Source organism: Burkholderia sp. Ap-955 (genome assembly GCF_011753045.1).
Taxonomy (GTDB): domain Bacteria; phylum Pseudomonadota; class Gammaproteobacteria; order Burkholderiales; family Burkholderiaceae; genus Burkholderia; species Burkholderia lata_D.
On the sequence record NZ_VWWH01000070.1, the window covers coordinates 12,170 to 37,756 of the forward strand.

Genomic DNA, 25,587 nt, shown 5'->3' on the forward strand with positions numbered 1-25,587 from the left:
ACCGAGCGCGTGGTGCGCGACGGCAACCTGATCACGGGCGGCGGCGTCACGGCCGGAACCGACTTCGCACTGACGATCGCCGCGGAACTGGCCGGCGACGAAGCAGCACAGGCGATCCAGCTCCAACTCGAATACGCGCCCGCCCCCACAGGCGCTGCACACGATGTCGCGCTGAATGCGGACACCGAAAAATTGACGGAAGACTGGAAGACGACGCGCATCCGCGCCGGAGAACCCATCGATGAACATCATCCGCAGCGCCGCGTTCACGGCGGACCGCGCGTGGGGTGCGCTCGACATCGCGAACCTGAACGGCATCACGGTCCGCCTGCACTGGACCGACCAGCCGTATCGATGGCACGTGAACGACGGCGAGGAGGTGTTCGCGGTGCTCGACGGTCGCGCCGAGAGGCGCTATCGCGAATCAGGCGTCGAGCACGCGACGGTGCTCGAAACGGGTGACGTGTTCCACGCATCGGCCGGCACCGAGCACGTCGCGCATCCGCTCGGCGAAGCACGCATCCTCGTGATCGAAACCGAAGGCAGCGTCTGGCGGCCGGCGGCCGTGCGTCGATGCCGCGCGGAGGGCAACCGCCTCCGCACGGCGGGTTTCATCCGGTGATCGTCCCGGTGGCCTGCGACGCGATCAGCTTCGGCTGAGGCGTGCACAGGCACTGGCACAGGTCATGTTCGAGCGCGACGACCTTGCCCATCACGGTCATCGTCCGCTCGCCGCCGTCGGACACGATCACGCCTGGCGACTTGCAGGCGGCGCAGAACACCGGCGCGCCGAGATAGGCGAGTTCGCGTCCGTCGAACGACGAATTGGCGATCCCTTCGAGCACGACGCCGCCGTGGTCGGTCGTGTCACCCTTCAGAATGAATTTGCGGCTCATGTTGTCGGTTCTTCCCTCGGAAATGCCGTGCAACGCGGCAGCGCGCAGGCAGTCGGAATCTGCCCGTCGATCGCGGGCGTCCCGCGAGCATATCACCGCTCGTCGCAGCCGCCTCCCGGATCAGGCGCCGTGCCGTATGCCGCCGGCCGCCACCACTCAGACGAACAGCGCGAGACACAGGGCGGCGCCGCACAGATACGTACCGAGCGCGCCGACGAAACGCACGGGATTCGGGTTGGCCATCGTCGGCCACGCGAGCAAACCGATCACGAGCAGGCAACGGCACGCGGTCGCCGCGACGATCAGCGCCAGGATCGTGCGCGATGGATCGTGTGCGCCGAAGTAGAGAAACAGCACCGCGAGGAACGGCGCGTATTCGGCCGTGTTGCCGTGCGCGCGCACGATCTTGTGCAACCCGTTCGCCGGATCGGCCGCACACCCGGAACCGGTGGTGCACCGGAAGCGCGTGACGGACACGACGAGCCCGAGCCCGAACAGCAGCAGCCCGAGGATGGCCGTGCAAACGAGCGCGACGGGGTGGATCGGCATGGGACTCCCGGCAAAAGCGGAAATGCGCCGCATATCCCGCGATCGTACCCGTGACCGACACGCGCGACCATCACGGAAACCCGCAGCATCGCCGTGCACCGGACACAGTTTTACGGTCGGGGTCCGATCCCAATTGTCGCTCCGACGCACCGCACGAAACCGGTGCATTGCCCGCCTGCCCGGCCTTCCGGGCCGGCCCGCCGACGCATCCCGACACACGGGTGCTCCCGGCCACGAAACGCGCAAACGTTACGCTGCGACGGCATGCACCACCGCAGCGCGACGCGGGTGACAGCGCGTCCCAGGCACGTGCGTTGCGCCCACGCATCTCGGTAGTGAACGTCCTTGGCAGCCCGCTGCGGAGGACTACACTAATCCTTAATGGGGTGCGGCCGGAGCCCGCGCCTTCAGGGAGACGCCGCCATGAATCGGCCGCTGAATCGTATCCTGCCGCGCGTGACCGGTCCCGCATCGGTCTGGACGTGGGTCAAGTGGTCTTTGCTGGCCGCGCTGCTGATCGCCATGGCGATCGTTGCGCGACTCGTGCAGAGCGAGATCGAAACGTCCCGGCTGCAGGCGCGCTACCTGTCCGAGCTCACCCGCGACGTCGGCTACACGGTCGAGACGGGCCCGAGCGATCACATCCGCTTCCCCGCGAACGGCCCATACGACCAGCGCCTCGGCTACGCGATGATTCCGGCGTTCCAGGAGCGGCTGCTCGCGCGCGGCTTCGTCGTCGGCAAGCAGGCGCGCGATTCGCAGCGGATGCTGTCGCTCGGCGAGCGCGGATTGTTCCTCCCGTTTGAAGAAAAGGATCAGGCGGGCCTGATGCTGTTCGACTCGACCGGCGCGCCGCTGTTCGCGACCGTGTTCCCGCAGCGCGTCTACGCCGATTTCGACCTGGTGCCGCGCGTGGTGGCCGATTCGCTGCTGTTCATCGAGGATCGCTACCTGCTCGACGCGAACCAACCGAACCGCAACCCGGCAATCGACTGGGGGCGCTTCGGCCGCGCGGTCGCCGACCAGGCGCTGCACGTCGTCAACCGCCATCAGGCGCGCCCGGGTGGCAGCACGCTCGCGACGCAGATCGAGAAGTTCCGCCATTCGCCCGAGGGGCGCACCGCGACGCCGCCCGAGAAGCTGCGGCAGATCGCGTCCGCGTCGGTGCGCGCGTACCTGAACGGCCCGCAGACGATGCTCGCGCGCCGCACCATCGTCGTGCGCTACCTGAACTCGGTACCGCTCGCCGCGCGGCCGCATATCGGCGAAATCACCGGCCTCGGCGACGGCCTCGCCGCGTGGTATGGCCGCGACTTCAACGACGTGAACCGGATCCTGTCCGCACCGACGACCGGCGACAACGTCGACGAACAGGGCAAGGCGTTCCGCGAGGTGCTGTCGCTGATCATCGCGCAGCGTGCGCCGTCGTACTTCCTCAACAGCGGCTATCCGGCGCTGCAGAAGCTCACCGACAGCTACCTGCGGCTGCTGTCGAACGGCGGCGTGATCTCACCCGCGCTGCGCGACGCCGCGCTTGACGCGCAGATCGAACGCAGTGCGCCGCCGGCCGCCGCGCACGTGCAGTCGTTCGTGTCGCGCAAGGCCGTGACGTCCGCGCGCGCGTCGCTGCTGTCGGCGCTCGGCATCAGCGACCTGTACCAGCTCGACCAGTTCGATCTGCAGGCGACCAGCACGCTCGACAACGGCGTGCAGCAGGCGGTCGCCGAACGGCTCGCCCAGGCGTCGACGCGCGACGGGGCGCAGAAGGCCGGCCTGTACGGTTACGAGATGCTCGCGCCGAAGGACGACCCGTCGCACCTCACGTACAGCTTCACGCTGTACGAACGCCGCAACGGCGCGAATCTGCTGCGCGTGCAGACGGACAGCGTGAACGAGCCGTTCGACGTCAATCGCGGCGGCCGCATCAACCTCGGCTCGACCGCGAAACTGCGTACGCTGATCACCTACCTGCAGATCGTGTCCGACCTGCACGCGCGCTACGCGAACCTGTCGAACGCGGAGCTGGCGCGCGTGAAGCCCGACCCGATCGACGGGCTGTCGCGCTGGGCGCTCGACTACCTGTCGCATACGCGCGACCGCTCGCTGCAGGCAATGCTCGATGCGGCCGTCGAACGCAAGTATTCGGCGAGCCCGGACGTGTTCTACACGGGTGGCGGCGCGCAGGTATTCTCGAACTTCGAGAAGTCGGACAACGGCCGCATCCTGACGCTGCACACGGCGTTCGAGCATTCGGTGAACCTCGTGTTCGTGCGGCTGATGCGCGACATCGTCCACTACGAGACGCTGCAGGCGGCCGGCCCGTCGTCATCGTGGCTCGGCGATCCCGACCAGCGCCGGCATTACCTGCAGCAGTTCGTCGACGGCGAAAGCCAAGTCTACGTGAAGCGCTACTACACGCGCTATGCGGGCAAGGCGCCCGACGACGCGCTCGCGCTAATGCTGAAGGACGTGCGCAAATCACCGCCGAAGATCGCGACGGTGCTGCGCAGCGTCGCACCGAACGAATCGCTCGCGTGGTTCGACGCGCAGATGCGCGTGCAACTGAAGGGCACGCCGGCCGCGACGCTGTCCGACGACGATCTCGCCAAGCTCTACGCGAAGTACGCGATCGACCGCTTCAACCTCAACGATCGCGGCTACATCGCGAGCGTGCATCCGCTCGCGCTGTGGACGCTCAACTACCTGCGTGCGCACCCGGCAGCGCCGCTCGCCGACGTCCAGCGCGACAGCCGCGATGCACGCTTCTACACGTATTCGTGGCTGTACAAGACGCGCTACCACGCGACCCAGGACCGCCGCATCCGCCGCATGGTCGAGCTGCGCGCGTACGCGGAGATCACGAAGTCGTGGCGCGCGCTCGGCTACCCGTTCGCGGAAGTCACGCCGTCGTACGCGGCCGCGATCGGCGCGTCGGGCGACCAGCCCGACGCACTCGCGAAACTGATCGGCCTGATCGCGAACGACGGCCAGAAAGCACCGACCGAGACGATCACGCGGCTCGACTTCGCGAAGGGCACGCCGTACGAAACGCGCTTCGTGCGCGCGACCGCGCAGCCGCAGCCGACGCTGTCGCCGGAGATCGTCAACGTGGCGCACACGCTGCTGCGCGACGTCGTGCTCAACGGCACCGCGCGCCGCCTCGCGGGCGGCTTCACGCTGCCCGACGGCAAGACGCTCGACGTGTACGGCAAGACGGGGACGGGCGACCAGCGCTTCAACGTCTATGCGCGCGGCGCGCGGCTGATCGAGTCGCGCAAGGTGAACCGCAGCGGCACCTTCGTGTTCGTGCTCGGCGACCGGTTCTTCGGGGTCCTGACCGCAACGGCGCACGAGCCGTATGCGGCGCGCTACGACTTCACGAGCGCGATGGCCGTGCAGCTGCTGAAATCGATGGCGCCGGCGCTCGCGCCGCTGATCGAGCGCCCGGCCGGCACGCGCACCGCGGGCCCCGCCCCGCAGGCGGAGACGCCCGCGCCGGGCGCCGCTACCGCGCAACCGTCCTGACGGCCGCGCGTCCGTTCATGCGCCGGTGCGCCGCTCAGTGCGAGCGGCCGTCGTAGTGCGTGACCGGCAGCGCGTCGATATCGACACCCTCGAGACAGCGCACGTTGATCGCGGCCATCGCGGTGCCGTTCGGGTGGACGCCCTCGCCGAACGTGTGAATCCCGCAGCGCTTGCAGAAGCGGTGCTGGATCACGTGCTTGTTGAACATGTAGGTGGCGAGATGTTCGTCGGGCGTGAGGAGCGTCATGTGGTCGCGCGGCACGAACCACATCAGCGCGCCCTTGCGCTGGCAGATCGAGCAGTTGCACGCCATCACGCCCTGCAGGTCGCCTTCCGCCTCGAACTTCACGTCGCCGCAGTGACAGCTTCCGCGATAAAGCATGGTCGTCTCCCGGTGCGGCCCGTGCGCATCGACGGCGCCCCGGCGGAACACCGTTGGCCGGGCCGATCCAAGCAGGTACAGTAGCGCGCACATGCGCCGCACGCAATGTCCGTGCGGCGCCCGTCCCGACCCTGCCCAAACCAAGGAAAACCGTCATGCTCGAACTGCGCCCCGGCTGCGAATGCTGCGACAAGGACCTGCCGCCCGATTCGGCCGATGCACGCATCTGTACGTTCGAATGCACGTTCTGCGCGACCTGCGCCGACGACGTGCTGAAGGGCCGTTGCCCGAACTGCGGCGGCGACCTGGTCGTGCGCCCGCGGCGGCCGGCGAGCCTGCTCGCGAAGTACCCGGCGTCCACCGAACGCATCTACAAGCCGGGCGGCTGCGCGAACGCCTGACGGCGCCGCACGGCCGGCCCTTCCCCGTCACGACATCTCGATCCGTGCGCGCGTCACCGCGAGCAGCGCCGCCATCGCGCGGCGCGCACCGTCCTCGTCGCGCACGCGGATCGCATCGCTGACGGCCGTGTGCTCGGCGAGCGACGCGTTGTACACGTCCGCGCGGCGCGCATTCAGATGCAGTTGCGCCTCGAGCGTGCGATCGATCAGCGTGCCGAGCGGCACCAGCAGTTCGTTGCCGCCGGCCTCGAGCACGCTCAGGTGAAAGCGCAGGTCGGCGCGCACCCATTCGTCGACGTTGCGCGCGGCGGCCATCGCACGCGCCGCGCCGTCGATCGCGTCGAACGTCTCCGGCGTATGCATGCGCGCGGCAAGCGCGGCCGCGTACGGCTCGACCATCTCGCGCATTTCCTGCAGCTTCAGCGCAAACGCGATCGGCGGCGCGACACGCGCGTACCAGTCGAGCAGGTCGGCGTCGAGCAGGTTCCATACGCCGCGCGGCCGCACGCGCGTGCCGATCTTCGGCCGCGACTCGACGAGCCCTTTCGACGTGAGCGTACGCAGCGCCTCGCGCATCACCGTCCGGCTCACGCCGTACATCACCATCAGGTCGGGTTCCCTCGGCAGCAGCGACTCGGGCGGGTAGTCGCCGCGCAGGATCGCTGTGGCGAGCCGGAAGGCCGTTTGTCCATGCAGGTCGCGTCGAATGATCGTTCTCCGTTATGCCGGTACCCGGGCGTGCCGGCTGCCCACTATCTGCACAATAGTGCTATTAATACTATTTTTTACCGGGCTGCGCTAGGATAACCATGAAAGCACGCGACCGTGCGCCGCGCCCGACTGCCCGCGCCGGTCAACCCTGGAGACTCGCACCGTGAAAATCACCCGCCTCGAAACCTTCGTCGTCCCGCCGCGCTGGCTGTTCCTCAAGATCGAAACCGACGAGGGCATCGTCGGCTGGGGCGAGCCGATCGTCGAAGGCCGCGCGCACACGGTCGAGGCCGCCGTGCAGGAACTGGCCGACTACCTCGTCGGCCGCGATCCGCTGCTGATCGAGGATCACTGGCAGGTGATGTACCGCGCGGGCTTCTACCGCGGCGGCCCGATCACGATGAGCGCGATCGCGGGCGTCGACCAGGCGCTGTGGGACATCAAGGGCAAGCATCACGGCGTGCCCGTGCACGCGCTGCTCGGCGGCCAGGTGCGCGATCGCATCAAGGTGTATTCGTGGATCGGCGGCGACCGGCCGAGCGACGTCGCGAACAATGCGCGCGCGGTGGTCGAGCGCGGCTTCAAGGCCGTGAAGATGAACGGCTCCGAGGAGCTGCAGATCGTCGACACCTACGACAAGGTCGAGCAGGTGATCGCGAACGTCGCGGCGGTGCGCGACGCGGTCGGCCCGCATGTCGGAATCGGCGTCGACTTCCACGGCCGCGTGCACAAGCCGATGGCGAAGGTGCTCGCGAAGGAGCTCGACCCGTACAAGCTGATGTTCATCGAGGAGCCGGTGCTATCGGAGAACGCCGAGGCGCTGCGCGACATCGTCAACCAGACCAACACGCCGATCGCGCTCGGCGAGCGGCTGTACTCGCGCTGGGATTTCAAGCACATCCTCGCGGGCGGCTACGTCGACATCATCCAGCCGGACGCGTCGCACGCGGGCGGCATCACCGAGTGCCGCAAGATCGCGACGCTCGCGGAGAGCTACGACGTCGCGCTCGCGCTGCACTGCCCGCTCGGTCCGATCGCGCTCGCCGCGTGCCTGCAGCTCGACGCGGTCAGCTACAACGCGTTCATCCAGGAGCAGAGCCTCGGCATCCACTACAACCAGGGCAACGACCTGCTCGACTACCTGCGCAACCCCGAGGTGTTCCGCTACGAGGACGGCTTCGTCGCGATCCCGCAGGGCCCGGGGCTCGGCATCGACGTGAACGAGGAGAAGGTGCGCGAGATGGCGAAGACGGGGCACCGCTGGCGCAACCCGGTGTGGCGTCACGAGGACGGCAGCGTCGCTGAGTGGTGAGCGCGATGCGCAGCGCGCGGCTGCGACCCGCGCGGTCAGTATCGATTCGAGAACGGCTGCCCGACGGGCAGCCGTTTTTGCGTGCGCAGTGTGATGTCCGGCACGTGCCGGGTACGCGACGGCGGCCTTGCGCTACGCCGTGCGCGCCTTGCCGTCAGCCGAGTGCCGCGAACCCCGGCACGCTGAACGACAGCACGGCGGCCGCGACGAACACGCCGATCATCGTCAGCGCTTCGAGATGCAGGATGTTGCGGAACGTGTGCGCATCCTCGGTCGACGCGGTGCGGCGCAGGCGCGGCAGCGCCGCGAAGCGGTTCAGGCCGCCGAGCACGAGCGCGAGCGCGACGAGCAGCAGCTTCAGCAGCAACACGCGCCCCCACGTGCTGCCGTCGAGCGGCGCGAGCGAACCGCCGAGCCCGCGGATCGCATTGAGCGCGCCGGTGCCGAGCAAGAAGACGACCGCGACGATCGACGTGCGCGACAGGTGCTGGCCGATGCGGATCAGCGCGCCGCGCGCGACCGACGAACCGAGCGCCGGCAGCACCGCGAGCCCGCCCGCGAGCACGAGCCCACCCCATACGGCCGTTGCGAGCAGGTGCAGCGTCTGCACGCCGACCGCCGCGGACAGCGCGCCCGTATCGGCCGCATGGCCGAGCGATGCCTTGCCGGCCGCGACCACGATCACCGCGAGCCACAGCACCGCGTGCGCGGCCGGGCCCTCCGGCTTCGCCAGCGCGACGATCGCGAGCACGACGGCGCCGGCGAACGCGACGCTCCACGCGAAGCCCGTATGCGTCTGCATCAGCATCACGGGAATCGCGGCGAACGCGCCGCCGAGCCCCGCCCCGCTCATCGTCGCCGCCTCGTAGACGAGCCAGCCGAGATCCGCAAGCACCAGCGCCAATGCCGCCGCGACCAGCGAATGTTGCGCGCGCAGCCATGCGGGATGCGACGGCGCGACGACCGGACGCGCACCGTCCTTGCCGAGCCATGCCTTGAGCAGCGCCGAGCCGACCGCCATCGCGAGCGCCGCGTCCATCAGCGCCGCGAGCGCGACCTGACCGATCCACAAGCTGTCGAACTTCATCGCGCACACCCTCCCGAAAGCGGCAGGCCGACGGAGCGACGGCAACGGGACGGACAGCGTGAGGAAGGCAACGGCATGGTAGAAAACGTCATCGATGAATCCGGAAACGGGAGAAATGACTGGACCTGCGGCGGAGGCGGCGCCGCGCGACCCGCGAGTGTACGGTCTTCGATGGTGAAAACGCACGCCGGTTCACACCGACACTTCGCAATGCGCGTCAAATTGTCGCAAGTCGCAAACGGACAGGAACCGATGTCCTTTTGCCAAATAGCCGTCATTACCCATCGATGATAGAATGCCGCGTCGCAGCAGCCCGGCTGCCTTGCCGTCATGCGCCGAGCCGATCGTAGCCCGGACAACAGGTCCCCGTCGAATAAACATGGAGTCTCGTGTGTCTTCAAGACGCCTCTTCCGTCCGCTGCTCGCCGTTCTGATGTTCGGCAGCGCGGGCCTTATGAGCGCTGCCCAAGCGCAGACCAAGCCCACGGAGCAAGCGCACGCCCAGCAGGCGCCGCTCAAGGCGCCCGATACCATGGCCGAGCGCGTGCGCGGCTGTACGGCCTGCCACGGCGTCCATGGCCAGGGCACGGACAACGACTACTTCCCGCGTCTTGCCGGCAAGCCGGCCGAGTACCTGTACAACCAGCTCGTCAACTTCCGTGATGGCCGGCGCAAGTACCCGCCGATGAACTACCTGCTGACGTACCTGAACGACGACTACCTGCGTGAAATGGCCGAGCACTTCTCGGCCGAACGCCCGCCGTACCCGGCGCCGGCGAAGCCGACGCTGCCGGCCGCGACGCTCGCGCGCGGCAAGCAGCTCGTCACGCAAGGCGACCCGTCCCGCAAGCTGCCGGCCTGCGTGGCCTGCCACGGCGCGACGCTGACCGGCATGCAGCCGGCGATCCCGGGCCTGGTCGGCCTGCACGCCGACTACCTGAGCGCGCAGATCGGTGCATGGCGTTCGGGCAACCGCCACGCGAAGGCGCCCGACTGCATGCATGAAGTCGCTTCGAAGCTTTCCGACGAAGACGTGACGGCCGTGACCGCATGGCTCGCCGCGCAACCGGCGCCCGCCAACCCCGTGCCGGCTCCGGCGCGTTCGATGAAGACTCCGCTCGCCTGCGGCAGCGAACCGCAATAAGGCAAGGGAGACAGACACAATGAAACGCAAGTCCCTGTTTGCACTCTCGGCCGTCGCGATCGTCGCGGCTGCCGCCCTCGTGCCGGTCCTGTGGCCGGGCAACGACACGCTGCACGGCGCTTCCGCCGTCGCGGCCACGCCGGCCGACCAGGCCGCGCTGATCAAGAAGGGCGAATACCTCGCGCGCGTCGGCGACTGTATCGCGTGCCACACCGTGCGCGGCGGCAAGTCGTTCGCGGGCGGCCTGCCGATGGCGACGCCGTTCGGCACGATGTACACGCCGAACATCACGCCGGACGACAAGGATGGCATCGGCAAGTGGACGTCGGACGACTTCTACCGCGCGATGCACACCGGTCGTTCGAAGGACGGCAGCCTGCTCTACCCGGGCTTCCCGTTCGCGAGCTACACGAAGGTCACGCGTGCGGATTCGGACGCGATCTACGCGTACCTGCGTTCGGTCCCGCCGGTGTCGGTGCCGAGCCGTCCGCATGAACTGAAGTTCCCGTTCAACAACCGCAACCTGCTGATCGGCTGGCGTACGCTGTTCTTCAAGGAAGGCGAATACAAGCCGGATCCGACCAAGTCGGTCGAATGGAACCGCGGCGCGTACCTCGTCGAAGGCCTCGGCCACTGCTCGATGTGCCACACGTCGATCAACATGATGGGCGGCCCGGTGACGGGGTCGGCGTTTGCCGGCGGCCTGATCCCGCTGCAGAACTGGTATGCGCCGTCGCTGACGAACGACAAGGAACTCGGCCTCGGCGACTGGCACGTGCAGGAGCTGTCCGACCTGCTGCAGGCCGGCGTGTCGCAGAAGGGCGCGGTATTCGGCCCGATGGCGGACGTGGTTCACAACAGCCTGCAGTACATGACCGACGAAGATACGCGCGCAATGTCGACGTACCTGAAGTCGATCCCGCAGAAGGCTGAAGCGCCGAAGAACATGCAGTACGAGCCGTCGAAGCAGTTCGGCAACGCGCTGTTCGACCAGGGCAAGAAGATCTACGCGGACAACTGCGCGACCTGCCACGCCGAAACCGGCGCAGGCAAGCCGCCGGCCTATCCGCCGCTCGCGGGCAACCACTCGATCATGATGGAATCGGCCGTCAACCCGATCCGCATGGTGCTGAACGGTGGCTATCCGCCGAGCACGTTCAAGAATCCGCGTCCGTATGGGATGCCGCCGTTCGCACAGTCGCTGTCGAACCAGGAAGTGGCGGCGGTCGTCACGTATATCCGGATGTCGTGGGGCAACAACGGTACGCCGATCTCGCCGCAACAGGTGAGCGACCTGCGTTCCGCGCCGCTCGACTAAGAAGCGGCGGACACACACGGGGCGCGGCTGCGGGAAACCGCGGCCGCGCCCTTTTGCATTTTGCTTTTTGCGATGTCCCCTCCCGCGCGGGCCGCGCGAGACGTCGCCGATCATAAAACTGAAGAGTGGTATCTATGTCTTTCGAATCTCTCGGCTTGGCCGAACCGCTGGTCAAGGCGGTCAACGAGCTCGGCTACACGTCGCCGACCCCGATCCAGCAACAGGCGATCCCCGCCGTCCTCGGCGGCGGCGACCTGCTCGCCGGCGCGCAGACGGGCACCGGCAAGACCGCCGGCTTCACGCTGCCGATCCTGCAACGCCTGCATACGTTCTACGCGGAACATCGCGGCGCGAAGCGCGCAGTGCGCGCGCTGATCCTCACGCCGACGCGCGAACTCGCCGCCCAGGTCGAGGAAAGCGTCCGTGCGTACAGCAAGTACCTGAAGCTGCGCTCGACCGTGATGTTCGGCGGCGTCAGCATCAATCCGCAGATCGATGCGCTCAAGCGCGGCGTCGACATCGTCGTCGCGACGCCGGGCCGCCTGCTCGATCACATGCAGCAGAAGACGATCGACCTGTCGGACCTCGACATCCTCGTGCTCGACGAAGCCGACCGGATGCTCGACATGGGCTTCATCCACGACATCAAGCGCGTGCTCGCGAAGCTGCCGCCGCAGCGCCAGAACCTGCTGTTCTCGGCCACCTTCTCCGACGAGATCAAGGCGCTCGCCGACAGCCTGCTCGACTCGCCCGCACTGATCGAGGTCGCACGCCGCAACACGACCGCCGAAAGCGTCGCGCAGAAGATCCACCCGGTCGACCGCGACCGCAAGCGCGAACTGCTCACGCACCTGATCCGCGAACACAACTGGTTCCAGGTGCTCGTGTTCACGCGCACGAAGCACGGCGCGAACCGGCTTGCCGAGCAGCTGACGAAGGACGGCATCAGCGCGATGGCGATCCACGGCAACAAGAGCCAGTCGGCCCGCACGCGCGCGCTGGCGGAGTTCAAGAACAGCACGCTGCAGGTGCTCGTCGCGACCGATATCGCCGCGCGCGGGATCGACATCGACCAGCTGCCGCACGTCGTCAACTTCGACCTGCCGAACGTGCCGGAAGACTACGTGCACCGGATCGGCCGCACGGGCCGCGCGGGTGCGACCGGCGAAGCCGTGTCGCTCGTGTGCGTCGACGAGAAGCAGTTGCTGCGCGACATCGAGCGGCTGATCAAGCGCGAGATTCCGCAGGAAGTGATCGCGGGCTTCGAACCCGATCCGAACGCGAAGCCGGAGCCGATCCAGCAGCGCCGCGGGCAGCAACAGCCGCGCGGCGGTGGCGGTGGTGGCGGCAATCGCCAGCCGCGCGCGGGCGGCTCAGGCCAGCCGGCCGCGAAGCGCGACGGCAACGCGCAATCGAAGGCATCGCAACCGAAGGCTTCGCAGCAGAAAGCCGCGAAGCCGCGCACGCAAGGGCAAGGCGGCGCCGGCGGCAACGGCGGACGTCCGGCCGGCGGCGGCAACAGCGCACGCCCGGCGAACGGCAATGCCGCGCACGCGAACCGCAACCGTTCGTCGCGCAGCGGCCAGCGCGGTCACTGAAACCGTGCGGCTGCGCGCCGCAGGTGCTCGACCTGGCGTTGCCAGCGCGCGAGCACCTCGGTGCGCTCCCCTTCCAGCGTGAACGTGACACCTGTCGCGAGACGCGCATAGCCGACCCGCTGCGCATCGCCGTGCGCGATCGTCGCAGCGAATCCGGCCAGTCCGCCGAAGTCTCCTTCGAGCGGCGCCATCCTCAATTGCGCCTGAAAGAACGCGCCGTCCGCGACGAGCGTCAACGCGGCCGACCGCCGTTGCGCGATCGCGCGCGCCGCCCGCGACTGCGGCCAGAGCGCCAGCAGCAGCGTGCGCGCATCGTGTGCATAGATCTCGCCGACGCCGAGCAGCGTCGTGCGCAACTGGCCATCGTCGGTCTCGACGATCAGCGAGGCGGCGAAGTCGGCATGACGTTCGAGCGCGGTACCGTCGAACAACGAGACGACGGCCGGCGGCCACGCATCGAACGTCCATTGTTCGAGCGCGTGGCGATGGGTATCGGTCATGATGGCGTGGCCCCGGTGGACAAGCGGATGAAGAAGCCCGAGCATACGCGCGTCGGGCCACGCTGCGGCGATCAGCGCAGGAACACGTGCCGCGTGATCTTCGTGAGCGGATAGTGAACGCCCGGCTGGATCTTCGCGGGCAGGTCGAGCGGCTTGAGCAGCATCTTCACGCACATGTCGGCCGACAGGTTGCGCCGCACGAGCGTGCTGATGCGCGCGGCGCGTTCGCGGTTGTACTGGCTGTCGCCGACACGATCCGGATAGCGGACCGCGAACACGTGGCGCAGCGCGATCTCCGAATCCTCGTTCTTGATTTCCATCACGCGGCGCGCCAGCGCGCCGAGCACCGCAAGGCGGCCATTGCCTTCGACCTGGTTGTACTTCTTGAAGAACTTGAAGAAGTGCTTGTAGTGGCGCACTTCGTCGGTACGGATGTTGTCGGTGATTTCCTTCAGCACGGGCTCGTCCGAGCATTCGTTGATCGCACGATAGAGCGTGGCCGTGCCCGTCTCGACGACGCAGCGCGCGACCATCTCGAGCGCGCGGGTCTTCTCGAACGCCTCGACCTTGCAGGTCTGCGAATACTCGGCGAAGAAGTTCGCGAATGCGGTATCCCAGTCGAACTCCGGCCACACGTGCGCGATGTACGCCTTCAGCGCGCGCCCGTGCTGCAATTCTTCGTGCTCCCATGCATTGTTGAGCCATGCGGAGACTTCCGGATCGTCGTTGAAGAACTGGCTCAGATTGCTCGTGTAGAGATCCGAGCCGCTTTCGATGAACGACGACGCGCACAGCAGCAGCAACAGATCCTCGTTCGCGGCGGCACGTTGACGATCGATCCGGTTCAGGTCGATGTCCTCGATTCGCCACGGCATCACATGCGTCGTTTTGGTGTCCATGGTGGTGCGCTCCCAGTCGTCGCGCGGGGGCCGGCCCATGCCTTCGGCACAGGCGCCGACCCTCCCGCTGGCGGCGTTTTACTTGCGTTTATAGTGGATTGGTCCGGCCGAACCATGCTGGCATCTTAGCCGGACTTTGATGTTCGTGCTCCAGAGCACTGACCATACCTGACAGGCGCAGTTCCACGGCGTCTGTTGCCGTTCGTTAGACGAGTCCTTCAAACCGCTTGCACCCGCGCGGCGATACGGGCTTGCCGAAAACGAAACGGGCGACCATTCGGCCGCCCGCGAAGCGCACGACATGCCGGCGAAAGCCGGCGGCAATCCGTCAGAAACCGGCCGCCAGACCGTCGCGCCGGCTGTCGCTCGCGGCCACGTAGCCGCGCTCGTGATCGTCGCGGTCGAGACGCCAGATGAACTGCCCCGAACCGAAATCCATGTAAGGATCGTCGATCGACTTGATCGTATGGCCGCGTGCGGCCAGCGCATCGACGGTCGCGCGGTTCATCGTTGCCTCGACGTCGAGCGTGAAGTCGCGGTTGACCTTCCAGCGCGGCGCATCACAGGCGGCCTGCGGTTGCTGCCCATAGCCGAGCATCCGCACGACGGTCTGCAGGTGTCCTTGCGGCTGCATGTCGCCGCCCATCACGCCGAAGCTCATCACGGCCTCGGTGCGACCGTCGACCTCCTCGGTGACGAACGCCGGGATGATCGTGTGGAACGGCCGCTTGCCGCCCGCGACGACGTTCGGCGAAGCCGGGTCCATCGAGAAGCCGTGCCCGCGATTCTGCAACGCGATGCCGGTGCCGGGCACGACGACGCCCGAACCGAAGCCCATGTAGTTCGACTGAATGAAGCTCACCATCATCCCGCGTTCGTCAGCCGCCGACAGGTAGACCGTGCCGCCCGAATGCGGCCGGCCGGCGGCGAAGTGCGTCGCGCGCGCGGGGTCGATCAGCTTCGCGCGCTCGGCGAGATATGCATCGTCGAGCATCTGTTCAGGCGTGACCGCCATCGCGCGCGGATCGGCGACGTAGCGATAGACATCCGCGAACGCGAGCTTCATCGCCTCGATCTGCAGATGCTGCGAGTCGACCGAATCGACTGGCCATTCGGTCACGCCCGCGTGCTCGGCGATCCCGAGCGCGATCAGCGCGGCGATGCCCTGCCCGTTCGGCGGAATCTCGTGGATCGTGTGACGGCCGAAGCGCTTGCCGATCGGCTCGACCCATTCGGGCCGGTAAGCCTGCAGGTCGGCTGCGGTCAGCGCGCCCCCGCCTTCGCGGGAGAACGCGGCGATGCGCTCGGCGAGCGCCCCCTCGTAGAACGCGCGCGCACCGTCCTTCTGCAGCGTGCGCAACGTCCGCGCATGGCCCGGCAGGCACACGCGCTCGCCCACCTGCGGTGCGCGGCCGTGCGGCATGAAGGTGTCCGCGAAACCCGGCAGCCCCTTGAGTTCCGGCACCGCGGCCGCCCACTTGTGCGCGACGATCGGCGGCACCGCATAGCCGCGCTCCGCGATCTCGATCGCCGGTTCGAGCAGGTCCGCGAACGGCAGCGAACCGAACTTCGCATGCAGCGCTTCCCAGCCCGCGATCACGCCCGGAACGGTGACGGTGTCCCAGCCGCGCGTCGGCTTGTTCGCGATTCCGTTGCCCGCCTCGCCGTGGCGCTTGCGGAAATAGTCGACGTTCCATGCGGCCGGCGCGACGCCCGATGCGTTCAGCCCGGACAGCCGCGCGCCGTCCCACACGAGCGCGAACGCGTCGCCGCCGAGCCCGCACGATACGGGCTCGACGACCGTGAGCGCGGCCGCGGCGGCCAGCGCCGCGTCGACCGCGTTGCCCCCCTTCCACAGCATCCGCAGCCCCGCCTGCGCGGCGAGCGGGTGCGACGTCGACACGACGTTGCGCGCGAACACCGGAATGCGGGTCGTCGGATACGGGTTGTGCCAGTTGAAGCCAGTCATCGGTTCCACCTCGTCGAAAGCTGAATGATCGCGCCGGACGCGCCCCCGCGTGCGCGGGCAATCCGCCATTGCAGCGCGATCAGCGCAATCGCACAAATTCATTTGTGAAATGAATCCATGCAATTTCCGCATGAATATCCGGCAACCCTGCGGGCCGGGCCGGCCTAACACCGTTGCCGCCCTTACAATACCCGCTCCGTCTCACGACACGACCATCGAGCCATGACCCGAGATCCCCGCCTCACCCTCAACGCGCGCCAGCAGGAATTGCTCGAATGGGTGCAGCGCGACGGCTTCGTGACCGTCGACGATCTCGCCGCGCACTTCTCGGTGACGCCGCAGACGATCCGCCGCGACGTGAACTGGCTCGCCGACCTGAACCTGCTGCGCCGCTACCACGGCGGCGCGAGCCTGCCGACCAGCTCGGAGAACGTGTCGTACACCGCGCGCCAGCGGATGTTCCACGACGAGAAGCGGCGCATCGCGGCGCTCGCGGCGTCGCACATTCCCGACCAGGCATCGCTGTTCATCAACCTCGGCACGACCACCGAGGAAGTCGCACGCGCGCTGAACCGCCACCACGGGCTGCACGTGATCACGAACAACCTGAACGTCGCGTCGATGATGAGCGGCTACCCCGACTGCGAGGTGCTGATCACGGGCGGCATCGTGCGGCCGTGGGACAAGGGGATCGTCGGCGAACTCGCGATCGACTTCATCCGCCAGTTCAAGGTCGACTACGCGATCATCGGCACGTCGGCAATCGAGGCCGACGGCACGCTGCGCGACTTCGACACGCGCGAGGTGCGCGTGGCCGAGGCGATCATGCAGCATGCGCGCACCGTCTATCTCGTCACCGACCATTCGAAGGTCGGCCGTCCCGCACTGGTGCGCCAGGGCCACCTGAGCCAGGTGCATGCGCTCTTCACCGACAAGCCGCTGCCGCCCGAGATGGCCGACACCGTGGCGGCCGCCGGCACCCAGGTGTACGTCGCCGAGTGACGGTTCCGATGCTGCACCGCACCCGAAACTTCAAGTGAAATCAAGAAGTTGGCGTCGCGAGCAAACCGCTTGCGCGTGGCACGGCTGTCAAAGGGAAAATTAACGGGGTCCGATTTGTCGTTGCCTGCGCGCTCGACTAGACTCCAGTTCCCCGGCCCATTTCGACCGTTCCGCCTGTGCCAGGGCGCGGACGAATGGCATGGCCGGCGAATACAGCTTTCCCCCCAAGCCATACCCCGATGGGTATCGCGCGTCGGCCCGCGCCGGCCGCGCGGGCTGACTGGTCGCCATGGAGAGAACGATGCTGAGTCCGCATGAATTCGCCACGCTATTGCTTGTGAAGGACGCTCCCGATCAAACCCACATGGATCGGGACGAAATCGACGCACTGCTCGAACAGCAGCTCGTCCGTCTGGAAGGACTCGGTTCGGGGCGCAAATACTGCGTGACCGAAACCGGCGACGCCGCGCTGCGATCCATCAAGTACCGCTATTCGTAAAACCACACCGTTCCTGACCTGACCGCGCCGCCCGGATGCCGGGCCGCGCGGCCCTTCCCGCTTCCCTCTCGCCGCCCCGCCGCAGCCTGCTTCAGCCGCCGCGCAGCGTCGGATCGACCGCCGCCCGCCAGCTGATGGCCTGCGCGCGCGCACCGTTGAAATACGCGATCCAGCCGGCACGCGCCGCCGCATCGGGCGCCGCATAGTGCGTCGAAAGTTCGTTTACGAACGCACAATAGTTCGCATCGGTCAGCCCGCGATACCGTTTCGCCACGTACGCGTCATACAGCGTCGAGTAGACCGGCTGCGCGTCCGCGCCCCAGTCCCGTGCCGTGCCGCCGCATGACGTCTGCAGGTCGACGAACGACGGCGTGCGCCAGTTGCCGGCGAGCGGCGGCATCCCGGCAGTGCACCCCGCCAGAAGGACGGCGCACACGCCGGCCCACATCCCAATACGCATGATTCACCTCGCGAAACGGTCGATTCCGCCAGTATCGTCCGGGATCGCGCCGCACGCTACTGGCCCCGCTTTATCGAACTTTACTTTTTCGATTTCGTTCGTTAAATTTCGAATTCGAACATTTTCTGTTCAACCATTTCCCTCAGACGATAAGGACAGCAGGTGACCCAACCGAATCGCTACGATCTGCTCGTCGTCGGCGGCGGCATCAACGGCGCGGGCATCGCGCGCGATGCGGCCGGCCGCGGCCTGTCGGTCATGCTCTGCGAGCAGGACGATCTCGCGTCGCACACGTCGTCGTCCAGCACGAAGCTGATTCACGGCGGCCTGCGCTACCTCGAGTACAACGAGTTCGGGCTCGTGCGCAAGGCGCTGCAGGAGCGCGAGACGCTACTGCGCGCGGCGCCGCACATCATGTGGCCGCTGCGCTTCGTGATGCCGCACATGCCGAACCTGCGTCCGGCCTGGCTGATCCGCATCGGCCTGTTCCTCTACGATCACCTCGCGAAACGCGAACTGCTGCCCGGCTCGCGCGGCATCGACATGCGCCGCCATGCGGCCGGCGCGCCGCTGATCGATTCGATCAAGCGCGGCTTCGTCTATTCGGACGGCTGGGTCGACGACGCGCGCCTCGTCGTGCTGAACGCGATGGATGCGAAGGAGCGCGGCGCCCAGATCCTGACGCGCACGAAGCTGGTGTCCGCCGAACGCCGCGGCGACGAATGGGAAGCGCGACTGCAGCACGCCGACGGCTCGATCCGCGTCGTGCATGCGCGCGCGATCGCGAACGCGGCCGGCCCGTGGGTCGGCGAGGTGCTGAAAGGCGCGCTCGGCCGCGGCGCGCACCACAGCGTGCGGCTCGTGAAGGGCAGCCACATCATTACGCGCCGCCTGTTCGATCACGACCACGCGTACATCTTCCAGAACCCGGACAAGCGGATCATCTTCGCGATTCCGTACGAACACGATTTCACGCTGATCGGCACGACCGACGTCGAATACACGAACGATCCCGCGAAGGTCGCGATCGATCGCGACGAGACGCAGTACCTGTGCGATTCGATCAACCGCTACTTCAAGCGCAAGATCTCGCCGGCCGACGTGCACTGGACCTACTCGGGCGTGCGCCCGCTGCTGGAAGACGAGAACGCCGCGAACGCATCGGCCGTCACGCGCGACTACCGCCTCGAGCTGGACGACGGCGCGGGCGCCCCGCTGCTGTCGGTGTTCGGCGGCAAGATCACGACGTTCCGCAAGCTCGCGGAAGAAGCCGGCGACATGCTGTGCAGCGTGCTCGGCCGCGACGCGAAGACCTGGACGGCCGGCGTCGCGCTGCCGGGCGGCGACATCGCGAACGCGAAGTTCGACGCATTCGCCGATACGTTCGCCAAACGCCATGCGTGGCTGCCCGCCGCACTCGCCCGCCGCTATGCCCGTGCATACGGCACGCGCGCGGAGCGCGTGATCGACGGCGCGAAGTCGCTCGCCGATCTCGGCACCGAAATCGCACCGGGCCTCTACGACGCCGAACTGCGCTACCTGCGCGACGCCGAATGGGCGACCTGCGCGCAGGACGTGCTGTGGCGCCGCTCGAAGCTCGGCCTGCACGTCGCGCCCGGCACGCTCGACGCGGTGACCGCCGCGGTCGACGCGTGGTTCGCCGCCGCGCACGCGCCGCAAGCCTGACCGGAATGCAGTTGCAGTTGCCGTACCGACGTTGACTCACCGACGCGCCGCCCTACATGCGGCGCGCATCACAACTAAGCCAAATCCACGGATGGAGATGAGAGACATGCAGGATCAGTACATCCTCGCGCTTGACCAGGGCACCACGAGTTCCCGCGCGATGCTGTTCGATCGCCAGGGCAATATCGTATCGATCGCCCAGAAGGAATTCGAGCAGATCTACCCGCAACCCGGCTGGGTCGAGCACGACCCGCAGGAAATCTGGTCGACGCAAGCCGGCGTCGCCGCCGAAGCCGTCACGCGCACGGGCCTGAACGGCACGTCGATCGCCGCGATCGGCATCACCAACCAGCGTGAAACCACGATCGTCTGGGATCGCGAAACGGGCCAGCCCGTCTACAACGCGATCGTCTGGCAGGATCGCCGCACGGCCGACTTCTGCGATGCGCTGAAGGCACAGGGCTTCGAGGCGAAGGTGCGCGCGAAGACCGGCCTGCCGATCGATTCGTACTTCTCGGGGACCAAGATCCGCTGGATTCTCGACAACGTGCCGGGCGCACGCGAGAAGGCCAAGCAGGGCAAGCTCGCGTTCGGCACCGTCGACAGCTGGCTCGTATGGAACTTCACTAAGCACGAACTGCACGTGACCGACGTGACGAACGCGTCGCGCACGATGCTGTTCAACATCCACACGCGCGAGTGGGACAACGAACTGCTCGACATGCTCGACATCCCGCGCAGCATGCTGCCGGAAGTGAAGGCATCGTCGGAAATCTACGGCCACACGAAGACCACCGTGTTCGCATCGAAGATCCCGCTCGCGGGCATCGCGGGCGACCAGCACGCGGCGCTGTTCGGCCAGATGTGCACGACGTCCGGCATGGTGAAGAACACCTACGGTACCGGCTGCTTCCTGATGATGAACACCGGCGACAAGCCGATCGAGTCGAAGAACAACCTCGTCACGACGATCGCGTGGCAGATCGGCGACGACGTGCAGTACGCGCTCGAAGGCAGCATCTTCATCGCGGGCGCGGTGGTGCAGTGGCTGCGCGACGGCGTCGGCATCATCAAGTCGGCCGCTGAAATCGAAGCGCTCGCCGCGAGCGTGCCGCACACCGACGGCGTCTACCTGGTGCCCGCGTTCGCCGGCCTCGGCGCACCGCACTGGAACGCGCGGGCGCGCGGCTCGGTGTTCGGCGTCACGCGCGGCACGACCTCCGCGCACCTCGCACGCGCGGCGCTCGATTCGATCGCGTACCAGTCGCTCGACGTGCTGGCCGCGATGGAAGCCGATTCGGGCATCAGCATCGGCGAGCTGCGCGTGGACGGCGGCGCGAGCGCGAACGACCTGCTGATGCAGTTCCAGGCGGACCTGCTCGGCGTCGACGCGGTGCGTCCGCAGATCACCGAGACGACCGCGCTCGGTGCGGCCTACCTCGCGGGCCTCGCGATCGGCTACTGGAAGAACCTCGACGAAGTGCGCGACCAGTGGCAGCTCGATCGCCGCTTCTCGCCGTCGATGCCGAAGGAGCACGTCGAACGCTGCATGTCGGGCTGGCAGCGTGCGGTGCGTGCCGCGAAGGCATGGGCCGACGACACCCAGTAATCCCAAGCAATCCAGACGAAATACAACAACACCGGCGGACCGCGCGATGCGCGAGTCCGCCGTGACTCAAGAGAGACAATCAATGTCACCTTATATTGCAGAGTTCATCGGCACAGCGATCCTCGTGCTGCTCGGCAACGGCGCGGTCGCAAACGTGCTGCTTGCAAAGACCAAGGGCAAAGGCGCGGACCTGATCGTGATCGTGATGGGCTGGGCGATGGCCGTATTCGTCGCCGTCTACGTGACCGCGTCGTTCAGCGGCGCGCACCTGAACCCGATCGTCACCATCAGCCTCGCGCTCGCGGGCAAGTTCGCGTGGTCGAAAGTCGGCGGCTACGTCCTCGCGCAGATGCTCGGCGGGATGGCCGGCGCGCTGCTCGTGTGGCTCGCCTATCGCCAGCACTTCGCGAAGGAAGCCGATGCGGACCTGAAGCTCGCGGTGTTCTGCACGGCGCCCGCGATCCGCAGCGTCACGCACAACGTGCTGACCGAAGCGATCTGCACGTTCGTGCTGATCCTCGGCGTGCTGTACCTCGCGTCGCCGCAAGTCGGCCTCGGCGCGCTCGACGCACTGCCCGTCGGCCTGCTCGTGCTCGGCATCGGCATCTCGCTCGGCGGCCCGACCGGCTATGCGATGAGCCCCGCGCGCGACCTGTCGCCGCGCATCATGCACGCGCTGCTGCCGATCCCCGGCAAGCGCGACAGCGACTGGCGCTATGCATGGGTGCCCGTCGTCGGCCCGCTGCTTGGCGGCGCCGCGGCGGCCGGCCTGTACCTGCACCTGCACACGACGATCTGATCGTCGCTTGACCGAAACGCGCGGCAATCATCGCCGCGCGTTTTGCTTCCCTTCCTTCGTTCACCTTCCCTCGCGCTTCGCCGCTTCGTTTCCGCTTCCGGCCTCACTCGGCCGATACCAGCGACTTCAGCTTCACCCCCGTATCCGCGACAGCCGACGGGCTCACGTCGATCCCGCGCTCGACCAGCATTCTCGCCACGCGCATGTCCTTGACGAACCCGGACACGCGGCCGAAACCGCTCGCGGCGACGAGCCGCGCACCGGCGTCGAAATGGAAATGGATTTCCGCGTCGTCGCCGAGCACGCGCGCGACCGATCGCTCGCCAAGCGCCGGCTCTCCCGCCACCTGCAACTGCGCGTCGTATTGATCCGACCAGAACCATGGCGTCTCGCGATACGGCTCGTCGGCGCCGAGCATGTTGCGCGCGGCAACGCGCGCCTGGGTCTCGGCACCGAGCCACGTCTCCTGCCGGACGAGTCGCCCTGACAGCACACTCGGAAACACCGCGACGTCGCCGGCCGCGTAGATGCCGCGCGCCGATGTCTCGAGCCGATCGTTCACGACGATGCCGCGCTCGACGGTGAGGCCCGCCTCACGCGCCAGTTCGTCGGCCGGCTCGATGCCGATGCCGGTGACGACCGTGTCGGCGATCAGCGTGTCGCCGTCGTCGAGCACGACGGCCAGCGCGCCGCCCGCCGTCCGCTCGATCGCAACCGGCTTCCGGTTCACGCGAACGGCCACGCCCTGCCGTTCGTGAAGCGCATGCACGCGCGCCGCGATCGCCTCCGGCACCGCGCGCCCGAGCAGGCGCGACGCCGCATCGAGCACCGTCACGCGGCACCCGCGCAGCCGCGCCGACGCCGCGACTTCGAGGCCGATGAAGCCGCCGCCGATCAGCACGACCTGTGCATTGGGCACGAGCCGCGTGCCGAGCGCCGCCGCGTCGTCGAGCGTGCGCAACGCAAACACGCCGTCCAGCGTCGCGCCCGGAATCGTGAGGCGACGCGCGCGGGCGCCGGTCGCGAGCAGCAGCGCGTCGTAGCCGAACACGCGCCCACCCGACACGCGCACTTCGCGTGCGCCCGGATCGATGCGCTCGACCGTCGCGACGACCGGCTCGATACGATCGGCCGCCCATGCTTCCGGATCGCGCAACCGGCACTGCGCCGCGCTGCGTTCGCCGGTCAGCACGCCCTTCGACAACGGCGGCCGCTCGTACGGCAGGTGCGCCTCCGCGCCGATCAGCACGATCCGCCCGCCCCAGCCGGATTCGCGCAACACCTGCGCCGCGCGGCCGCCCGCGTGGCCCGCGCCGACGATCGCCATCACCCGGTCGTTCGTCATCGCGTCACACCTCGATCAGGATGCGGCCGCCTTCGATCTTCGCGCGGTACGTGCGCAGCTTCTCGCATGCGGGTGCGGACAGCGGCCGGCCGTCGCGGATATCGAAGCGCCCGTTGTGCTTCGGGCATTCGATCACGTGGTCGATCACGAGCCCGTCCGCGAGATGCACGTGCTCGTGCGTGCACAGGCCGTCGCTCGCATAGACTTCGCCGTCGATGCGGTAGATCGCGTACGTATGGGCGGCATGGTCGAAGCGCGCGACATCTTCGTCGTCGATGGCTTCGAGCGCGCCGGTGTCGATCCATTGCGTCATGTTGCATGTCTCCTGGGTTGGAAGAGTCGATGTCGGTCAGGCGCGCGCGGCATCCGGCACGGGCCGCACGACATAATCGGTCGGGTCGCGCGTCTGCCGGACCAGCGCCGGCACGATCTCCGCATACGCGGCCAGCGTGCTGCGGTATGGCGGCGGCATGTCGGCCTTCACGGCCTCGTGCAGCTTCGGCAGCGCGTGGAACGGCACCATCGGGAACATGTGGTGCTCGACGTGGTAGTTCATGTTCCAGTACAGGAAGCGGAACACCGGATTCATCATCACGGTCCGGCAGTTGCGCCGGTGATCGCGCACGTTCTCGGGCATGCCCGCGTGCTGCGTGAGGCCGAAATACAGGTACAGCCACGCGCCGTAGAGGCTCGGCAGCCCGATGTAGAGCAGCGGCAGGATCGTGTGCCAGTAGAGCGACGCACCAGTCACGAGCGCGTACACCGCGAGATGGATGCGAGACTCGCGCACCACCTTCGGCCGCTCCGATTCGGGCACGTAGGTGCATTCCTCGTCGTCGAGCCGGCCGGTGAAGGCAGTCGCGATCATCTTGCGCAGCTCGCCGGCCACATGCTTCAGCGCGACGATGTTCAGCGCGAGCGAGAGCCAGTCGGTCGGCTTCGGCGCGGCGATTTCCGGATCGCGCCCGACGACCAGCGTATCGGTGTGATGGCGTGCATGGCTCCAGCGCCACGCCGTCGCGCGGCGGAACACCTGGAACGACGCGACCTGGTACAGCACGTCGTTCATCCAGCGCGTGCGGAACGCGGTGCCGTGCCCGCATTCGTGCCAGCGCGAGTCGGCCGGGCTGCAGTAGAGCGTGCCGTACACGAAGAACGCGGGAATCGCCCACGCCGAATGTGCGCGCCACGCCAGCCATGCGAGCACGCCGCTGATCGCGATCGCCGCGTACCAGATCAGCGTGTCGCGGATCGCGCGCGCGTCGCCACGCTGCATCAGCTGCTTCATCAGCGGCCGCGGCACCGGGCACCGGTACCACTCCGCGTTGACGAGCCCGGCCGCCTGCGCGTGCTCGCCGGCGCCGCCGATCATCCGGTATGCCTGACGGCGCGCCGCCGCGCGGTCGTGCGCCTGGTCGTCGATATGAGCCACGTGCGTCTCCTGGATTCCTTGTTCGTAGGAAGCGCGGCAAGCGCTTCGGCATGGAATCAAAATTAGGCCCGCGGCCTCCCCCGCTCAATCGAAACGTTGACGAAATTTCGCCATCGCTTTAGCGTTCCCCGCATCGCCACGTCTCGATGGCGACACCACGATGGAGACAACCATGGCAGGCGAATCCGGGCCGCGCTGGCGCAAGCGCACCGCACGCTTCGACGAGATCGCGGCGCTCGCCGGCGTCAGCACGACCACCGTCGACCGCGTGCTGAACGAGCGCGGCAGCGTCTCGGCGCAGGCCCGCGAACGCGTGGTGGCGGCCGCGCGGCAGCTCGGCGTGCCGCGCCAGCTGCCCGACACGCGGCACGGGCTGCTCCACGTCGACGTGCTGCTGCCGGATACCGACGCGGCGTTCTTCCGGCGGCTGCAGCTGGCGCTGCAGCGCTCGCTGCAGATGCTCG

At 67.7% G+C, this 25,587-nt stretch carries 24 protein-coding genes and 2 pseudogenes; 14 read left to right on the forward strand and 12 right to left on the reverse strand.

Features of this window, described 5'->3' with window-relative positions; translation table 11 throughout:
* Positions 1 to 3 precede the first annotated feature (3 nt).
* Positions 4 to 147, forward strand: a pseudogene (locus F3J15_RS27880) (DJ-1/PfpI family protein); the annotation flags it as partial.
* A gap of 94 nt (positions 148 to 241) precedes the next feature.
* Positions 242 to 550 (forward strand): annotated as a pseudogene (locus F3J15_RS27885) (cupin domain-containing protein); the annotation flags it as partial.
* A gap of 61 nt (positions 551 to 611) precedes the next feature.
* Here the strand turns inward: F3J15_RS27885 and F3J15_RS27890 are convergent.
* Together F3J15_RS27890 and F3J15_RS27895 are read right to left on the reverse strand one after the other, a co-directional pair.
* Entirely contained in the window at positions 612 to 896 is a 285-nt protein-coding gene (locus F3J15_RS27890) for a PAAR domain-containing protein (RefSeq protein ID WP_048242675.1), read from the reverse strand.
* A 156-nt stretch (positions 897 to 1,052) separates the two neighbouring features.
* Complete coding sequence (locus F3J15_RS27895) at positions 1,053 to 1,445, reverse strand: MAPEG family protein (protein ID WP_166895239.1); 393 nt, start codon at positions 1,443 to 1,445, stop codon at positions 1,053 to 1,055.
* 423 nt (positions 1,446 to 1,868) lie between these two features.
* On the opposite strand from F3J15_RS27895, the gene F3J15_RS27900 reads away from it, so the two are divergent.
* The gene (locus F3J15_RS27900; protein ID WP_166895241.1) at positions 1,869 to 4,970 is read left to right on the forward strand and encodes a transglycosylase domain-containing protein; all 3,102 of its coding nucleotides are present in this window, start codon (positions 1,869 to 1,871) and stop codon (positions 4,968 to 4,970) included.
* A gap of 34 nt (positions 4,971 to 5,004) precedes the next feature.
* Here F3J15_RS27900 and F3J15_RS27905 read toward each other — a convergent pair whose 3' ends face one another.
* The gene (locus F3J15_RS27905) at positions 5,005 to 5,352 is read right to left on the reverse strand and encodes a GFA family protein (RefSeq protein WP_089446695.1); all 348 of its coding nucleotides are present in this window, start codon (positions 5,350 to 5,352) and stop codon (positions 5,005 to 5,007) included.
* A gap of 155 nt (positions 5,353 to 5,507) precedes the next feature.
* Here F3J15_RS27905 and F3J15_RS27910 point away from each other — a divergent pair, with 155 nt between their 5' ends.
* Positions 5,508 to 5,753, forward strand: a complete 246-nt coding sequence (locus F3J15_RS27910; protein ID WP_166895243.1) for a DUF1272 domain-containing protein — start codon at positions 5,508 to 5,510, stop codon at positions 5,751 to 5,753.
* A 27-nt stretch (positions 5,754 to 5,780) separates the two neighbouring features.
* On the opposite strand, the gene F3J15_RS27915 is transcribed toward F3J15_RS27910, so the two are convergent.
* On the reverse strand, positions 5,781 to 6,464 hold the full coding sequence (locus F3J15_RS27915) for an FCD domain-containing protein (protein ID WP_083265915.1): 684 nt from the start codon (positions 6,462 to 6,464) through the stop codon (positions 5,781 to 5,783).
* 163 nt (positions 6,465 to 6,627) lie between these two features.
* On the opposite strand from F3J15_RS27915, the gene dgoD reads away from it, so the two are divergent.
* Complete coding sequence (dgoD, locus tag F3J15_RS27920) at positions 6,628 to 7,776, forward strand: galactonate dehydratase (RefSeq protein WP_089426266.1); 1,149 nt, start codon at positions 6,628 to 6,630, stop codon at positions 7,774 to 7,776.
* Between the two features lie 154 nt (positions 7,777 to 7,930).
* On the opposite strand, the gene F3J15_RS27925 is transcribed toward dgoD, so the two are convergent.
* On the reverse strand, positions 7,931 to 8,863 hold the full coding sequence (locus F3J15_RS27925) for a CopD family protein (RefSeq protein WP_166895245.1): 933 nt from the start codon (positions 8,861 to 8,863) through the stop codon (positions 7,931 to 7,933).
* Positions 8,864 to 9,242: 379 nt separating this feature from the next.
* Here F3J15_RS27925 and F3J15_RS27930 point away from each other — a divergent pair, with 379 nt between their 5' ends.
* From F3J15_RS27930 to F3J15_RS27940, 3 genes are all read left to right on the forward strand, one after another.
* Positions 9,243 to 10,007: a c-type cytochrome gene (locus F3J15_RS27930; RefSeq protein WP_046544481.1), complete on the forward strand. Its 765-nt coding sequence runs from the start codon at positions 9,243 to 9,245 to the stop codon at positions 10,005 to 10,007.
* Between the two features lie 19 nt (positions 10,008 to 10,026).
* Positions 10,027 to 11,325, forward strand: coding sequence for a cytochrome c (locus F3J15_RS27935; protein WP_069248787.1), 1,299 nt, complete (start codon positions 10,027 to 10,029; stop codon positions 11,323 to 11,325).
* Positions 11,326 to 11,459: 134 nt separating this feature from the next.
* Complete coding sequence (locus tag F3J15_RS27940) at positions 11,460 to 12,923, forward strand: DEAD/DEAH box helicase (protein ID WP_166895247.1); 1,464 nt, start codon at positions 11,460 to 11,462, stop codon at positions 12,921 to 12,923.
* Here F3J15_RS27940 and F3J15_RS27945 read toward each other — a convergent pair.
* From F3J15_RS27945 to F3J15_RS27955, 3 genes are all read right to left on the reverse strand, one after another.
* Positions 12,917 to 13,423, reverse strand: a complete 507-nt coding sequence (locus tag F3J15_RS27945) for a hypothetical protein (RefSeq protein WP_166895249.1) — start codon at positions 13,421 to 13,423, stop codon at positions 12,917 to 12,919. The two genes, F3J15_RS27940 and F3J15_RS27945, sit on opposite strands and share 7 nt — an antisense overlap.
* A gap of 71 nt (positions 13,424 to 13,494) precedes the next feature.
* The gene (locus F3J15_RS27950; RefSeq protein WP_039360322.1) at positions 13,495 to 14,322 is read right to left on the reverse strand and encodes a ferritin-like domain-containing protein; all 828 of its coding nucleotides are present in this window, start codon (positions 14,320 to 14,322) and stop codon (positions 13,495 to 13,497) included.
* 328 nt (positions 14,323 to 14,650) lie between these two features.
* A complete protein-coding gene (locus F3J15_RS27955) occupies positions 14,651 to 16,291 on the reverse strand; it encodes a gamma-glutamyltransferase family protein (RefSeq protein ID WP_166895251.1) in 1,641 nt (546 codons plus the stop codon).
* Between the two features lie 222 nt (positions 16,292 to 16,513).
* Here F3J15_RS27955 and F3J15_RS27960 point away from each other — a divergent pair, with 222 nt between their 5' ends.
* Both F3J15_RS27960 and F3J15_RS27965 read left to right on the forward strand, forming a co-directional pair.
* Positions 16,514 to 17,293 (forward strand): DeoR/GlpR family DNA-binding transcription regulator, encoded by a 780-nt coding sequence (locus F3J15_RS27960; protein WP_089446351.1) that lies wholly within the window; start codon positions 16,514 to 16,516, stop codon positions 17,291 to 17,293.
* 301 nt (positions 17,294 to 17,594) lie between these two features.
* The gene (locus F3J15_RS27965; protein WP_011353109.1) at positions 17,595 to 17,792 is read left to right on the forward strand and encodes a hypothetical protein; all 198 of its coding nucleotides are present in this window, start codon (positions 17,595 to 17,597) and stop codon (positions 17,790 to 17,792) included.
* A gap of 91 nt (positions 17,793 to 17,883) precedes the next feature.
* On the opposite strand, the gene F3J15_RS27970 is transcribed toward F3J15_RS27965, so the two are convergent.
* On the reverse strand, positions 17,884 to 18,252 hold the full coding sequence (locus F3J15_RS27970) for a hypothetical protein (protein ID WP_069248791.1): 369 nt from the start codon (positions 18,250 to 18,252) through the stop codon (positions 17,884 to 17,886).
* A gap of 162 nt (positions 18,253 to 18,414) precedes the next feature.
* Here F3J15_RS27970 and glpD point away from each other — a divergent pair, with 162 nt between their 5' ends.
* From glpD to F3J15_RS27985, 3 genes are all read left to right on the forward strand, one after another.
* Complete coding sequence (gene glpD / locus F3J15_RS27975) at positions 18,415 to 19,938, forward strand: glycerol-3-phosphate dehydrogenase (protein ID WP_069248792.1); 1,524 nt, start codon at positions 18,415 to 18,417, stop codon at positions 19,936 to 19,938.
* 106 nt (positions 19,939 to 20,044) lie between these two features.
* Entirely contained in the window at positions 20,045 to 21,547 is a 1,503-nt protein-coding gene (gene glpK, locus F3J15_RS27980; protein WP_089446353.1) for a glycerol kinase GlpK, read from the forward strand.
* Between the two features lie 82 nt (positions 21,548 to 21,629).
* A complete protein-coding gene (locus F3J15_RS27985) occupies positions 21,630 to 22,346 on the forward strand; it encodes an MIP/aquaporin family protein (RefSeq protein WP_006484467.1) in 717 nt (238 codons plus the stop codon).
* A 103-nt stretch (positions 22,347 to 22,449) separates the two neighbouring features.
* Here the strand turns inward: F3J15_RS27985 and F3J15_RS27990 are convergent, their stop codons facing one another.
* Genes F3J15_RS27990 through F3J15_RS28000 form a run of 3 tightly spaced genes read right to left on the reverse strand, consistent with a single transcriptional unit; the run spans position 22,450 to position 25,123 of the window.
* Entirely contained in the window at positions 22,450 to 23,691 is a 1,242-nt protein-coding gene (locus tag F3J15_RS27990) for an FAD-dependent oxidoreductase (RefSeq protein ID WP_166895253.1), read from the reverse strand.
* 4 nt (positions 23,692 to 23,695) lie between these two features.
* The gene (locus tag F3J15_RS27995; RefSeq protein ID WP_166895254.1) at positions 23,696 to 24,004 is read right to left on the reverse strand and encodes a non-heme iron oxygenase ferredoxin subunit; all 309 of its coding nucleotides are present in this window, start codon (positions 24,002 to 24,004) and stop codon (positions 23,696 to 23,698) included.
* A gap of 36 nt (positions 24,005 to 24,040) precedes the next feature.
* A complete protein-coding gene (locus tag F3J15_RS28000; protein ID WP_166895256.1) occupies positions 24,041 to 25,123 on the reverse strand; it encodes a fatty acid desaturase family protein in 1,083 nt (360 codons plus the stop codon).
* 172 nt (positions 25,124 to 25,295) lie between these two features.
* Here F3J15_RS28000 and F3J15_RS28005 point away from each other — a divergent pair.
* Positions 25,296 to 25,587: LacI family DNA-binding transcriptional regulator (locus tag F3J15_RS28005; protein ID WP_166895258.1), on the forward strand; the 292-nt coding region annotated here is incomplete at its 3' end.

What these genes read in the sequence shown, in the direction of transcription:
- F3J15_RS27890 (WP_048242675.1), bottom strand. Translation starts at nt 896, where the DNA reads ATGAGCCGCAAATTCATTCTGAAGGGTGACACGACCGACCACGGCGGC.
- F3J15_RS27895 (WP_166895239.1), bottom strand. Translation starts at nt 1,445, where the DNA reads ATGCCGATCCACCCCGTCGCGCTCGTTTGCACGGCCATCCTCGGGCTG.
- F3J15_RS27900 (WP_166895241.1), top strand. Translation starts at nt 1,869, where the DNA reads ATGAATCGGCCGCTGAATCGTATCCTGCCGCGCGTGACCGGTCCCGCA.
- F3J15_RS27905 (WP_089446695.1), bottom strand. Translation starts at nt 5,352, where the DNA reads ATGCTTTATCGCGGAAGCTGTCACTGCGGCGACGTGAAGTTCGAGGCG.
- F3J15_RS27910 (WP_166895243.1), top strand. Translation starts at nt 5,508, where the DNA reads ATGCTCGAACTGCGCCCCGGCTGCGAATGCTGCGACAAGGACCTGCCG.
- F3J15_RS27925 (WP_166895245.1), bottom strand. Translation starts at nt 8,863, where the DNA reads ATGAAGTTCGACAGCTTGTGGATCGGTCAGGTCGCGCTCGCGGCGCTG.
- F3J15_RS27930 (WP_046544481.1), top strand. Translation starts at nt 9,243, where the DNA reads ATGGAGTCTCGTGTGTCTTCAAGACGCCTCTTCCGTCCGCTGCTCGCC.
- F3J15_RS27935 (WP_069248787.1), top strand. Translation starts at nt 10,027, where the DNA reads ATGAAACGCAAGTCCCTGTTTGCACTCTCGGCCGTCGCGATCGTCGCG.
- F3J15_RS27940 (WP_166895247.1), top strand. Translation starts at nt 11,460, where the DNA reads ATGTCTTTCGAATCTCTCGGCTTGGCCGAACCGCTGGTCAAGGCGGTC.
- F3J15_RS27945 (WP_166895249.1), bottom strand. Translation starts at nt 13,423, where the DNA reads ATGACCGATACCCATCGCCACGCGCTCGAACAATGGACGTTCGATGCG.
- F3J15_RS27950 (WP_039360322.1), bottom strand. Translation starts at nt 14,322, where the DNA reads ATGGACACCAAAACGACGCATGTGATGCCGTGGCGAATCGAGGACATC.
- F3J15_RS27955 (WP_166895251.1), bottom strand. Translation starts at nt 16,291, where the DNA reads ATGACTGGCTTCAACTGGCACAACCCGTATCCGACGACCCGCATTCCG.
- F3J15_RS27960 (WP_089446351.1), top strand. Translation starts at nt 16,514, where the DNA reads ATGACCCGAGATCCCCGCCTCACCCTCAACGCGCGCCAGCAGGAATTG.
- F3J15_RS27965 (WP_011353109.1), top strand. Translation starts at nt 17,595, where the DNA reads ATGCTGAGTCCGCATGAATTCGCCACGCTATTGCTTGTGAAGGACGCT.
- F3J15_RS27970 (WP_069248791.1), bottom strand. Translation starts at nt 18,252, where the DNA reads ATGCGTATTGGGATGTGGGCCGGCGTGTGCGCCGTCCTTCTGGCGGGG.
- glpK (WP_089446353.1), top strand. Translation starts at nt 20,045, where the DNA reads ATGCAGGATCAGTACATCCTCGCGCTTGACCAGGGCACCACGAGTTCC.
- F3J15_RS27985 (WP_006484467.1), top strand. Translation starts at nt 21,630, where the DNA reads ATGTCACCTTATATTGCAGAGTTCATCGGCACAGCGATCCTCGTGCTG.
- F3J15_RS27990 (WP_166895253.1), bottom strand. Translation starts at nt 23,691, where the DNA reads ATGACGAACGACCGGGTGATGGCGATCGTCGGCGCGGGCCACGCGGGC.
- F3J15_RS27995 (WP_166895254.1), bottom strand. Translation starts at nt 24,004, where the DNA reads ATGACGCAATGGATCGACACCGGCGCGCTCGAAGCCATCGACGACGAA.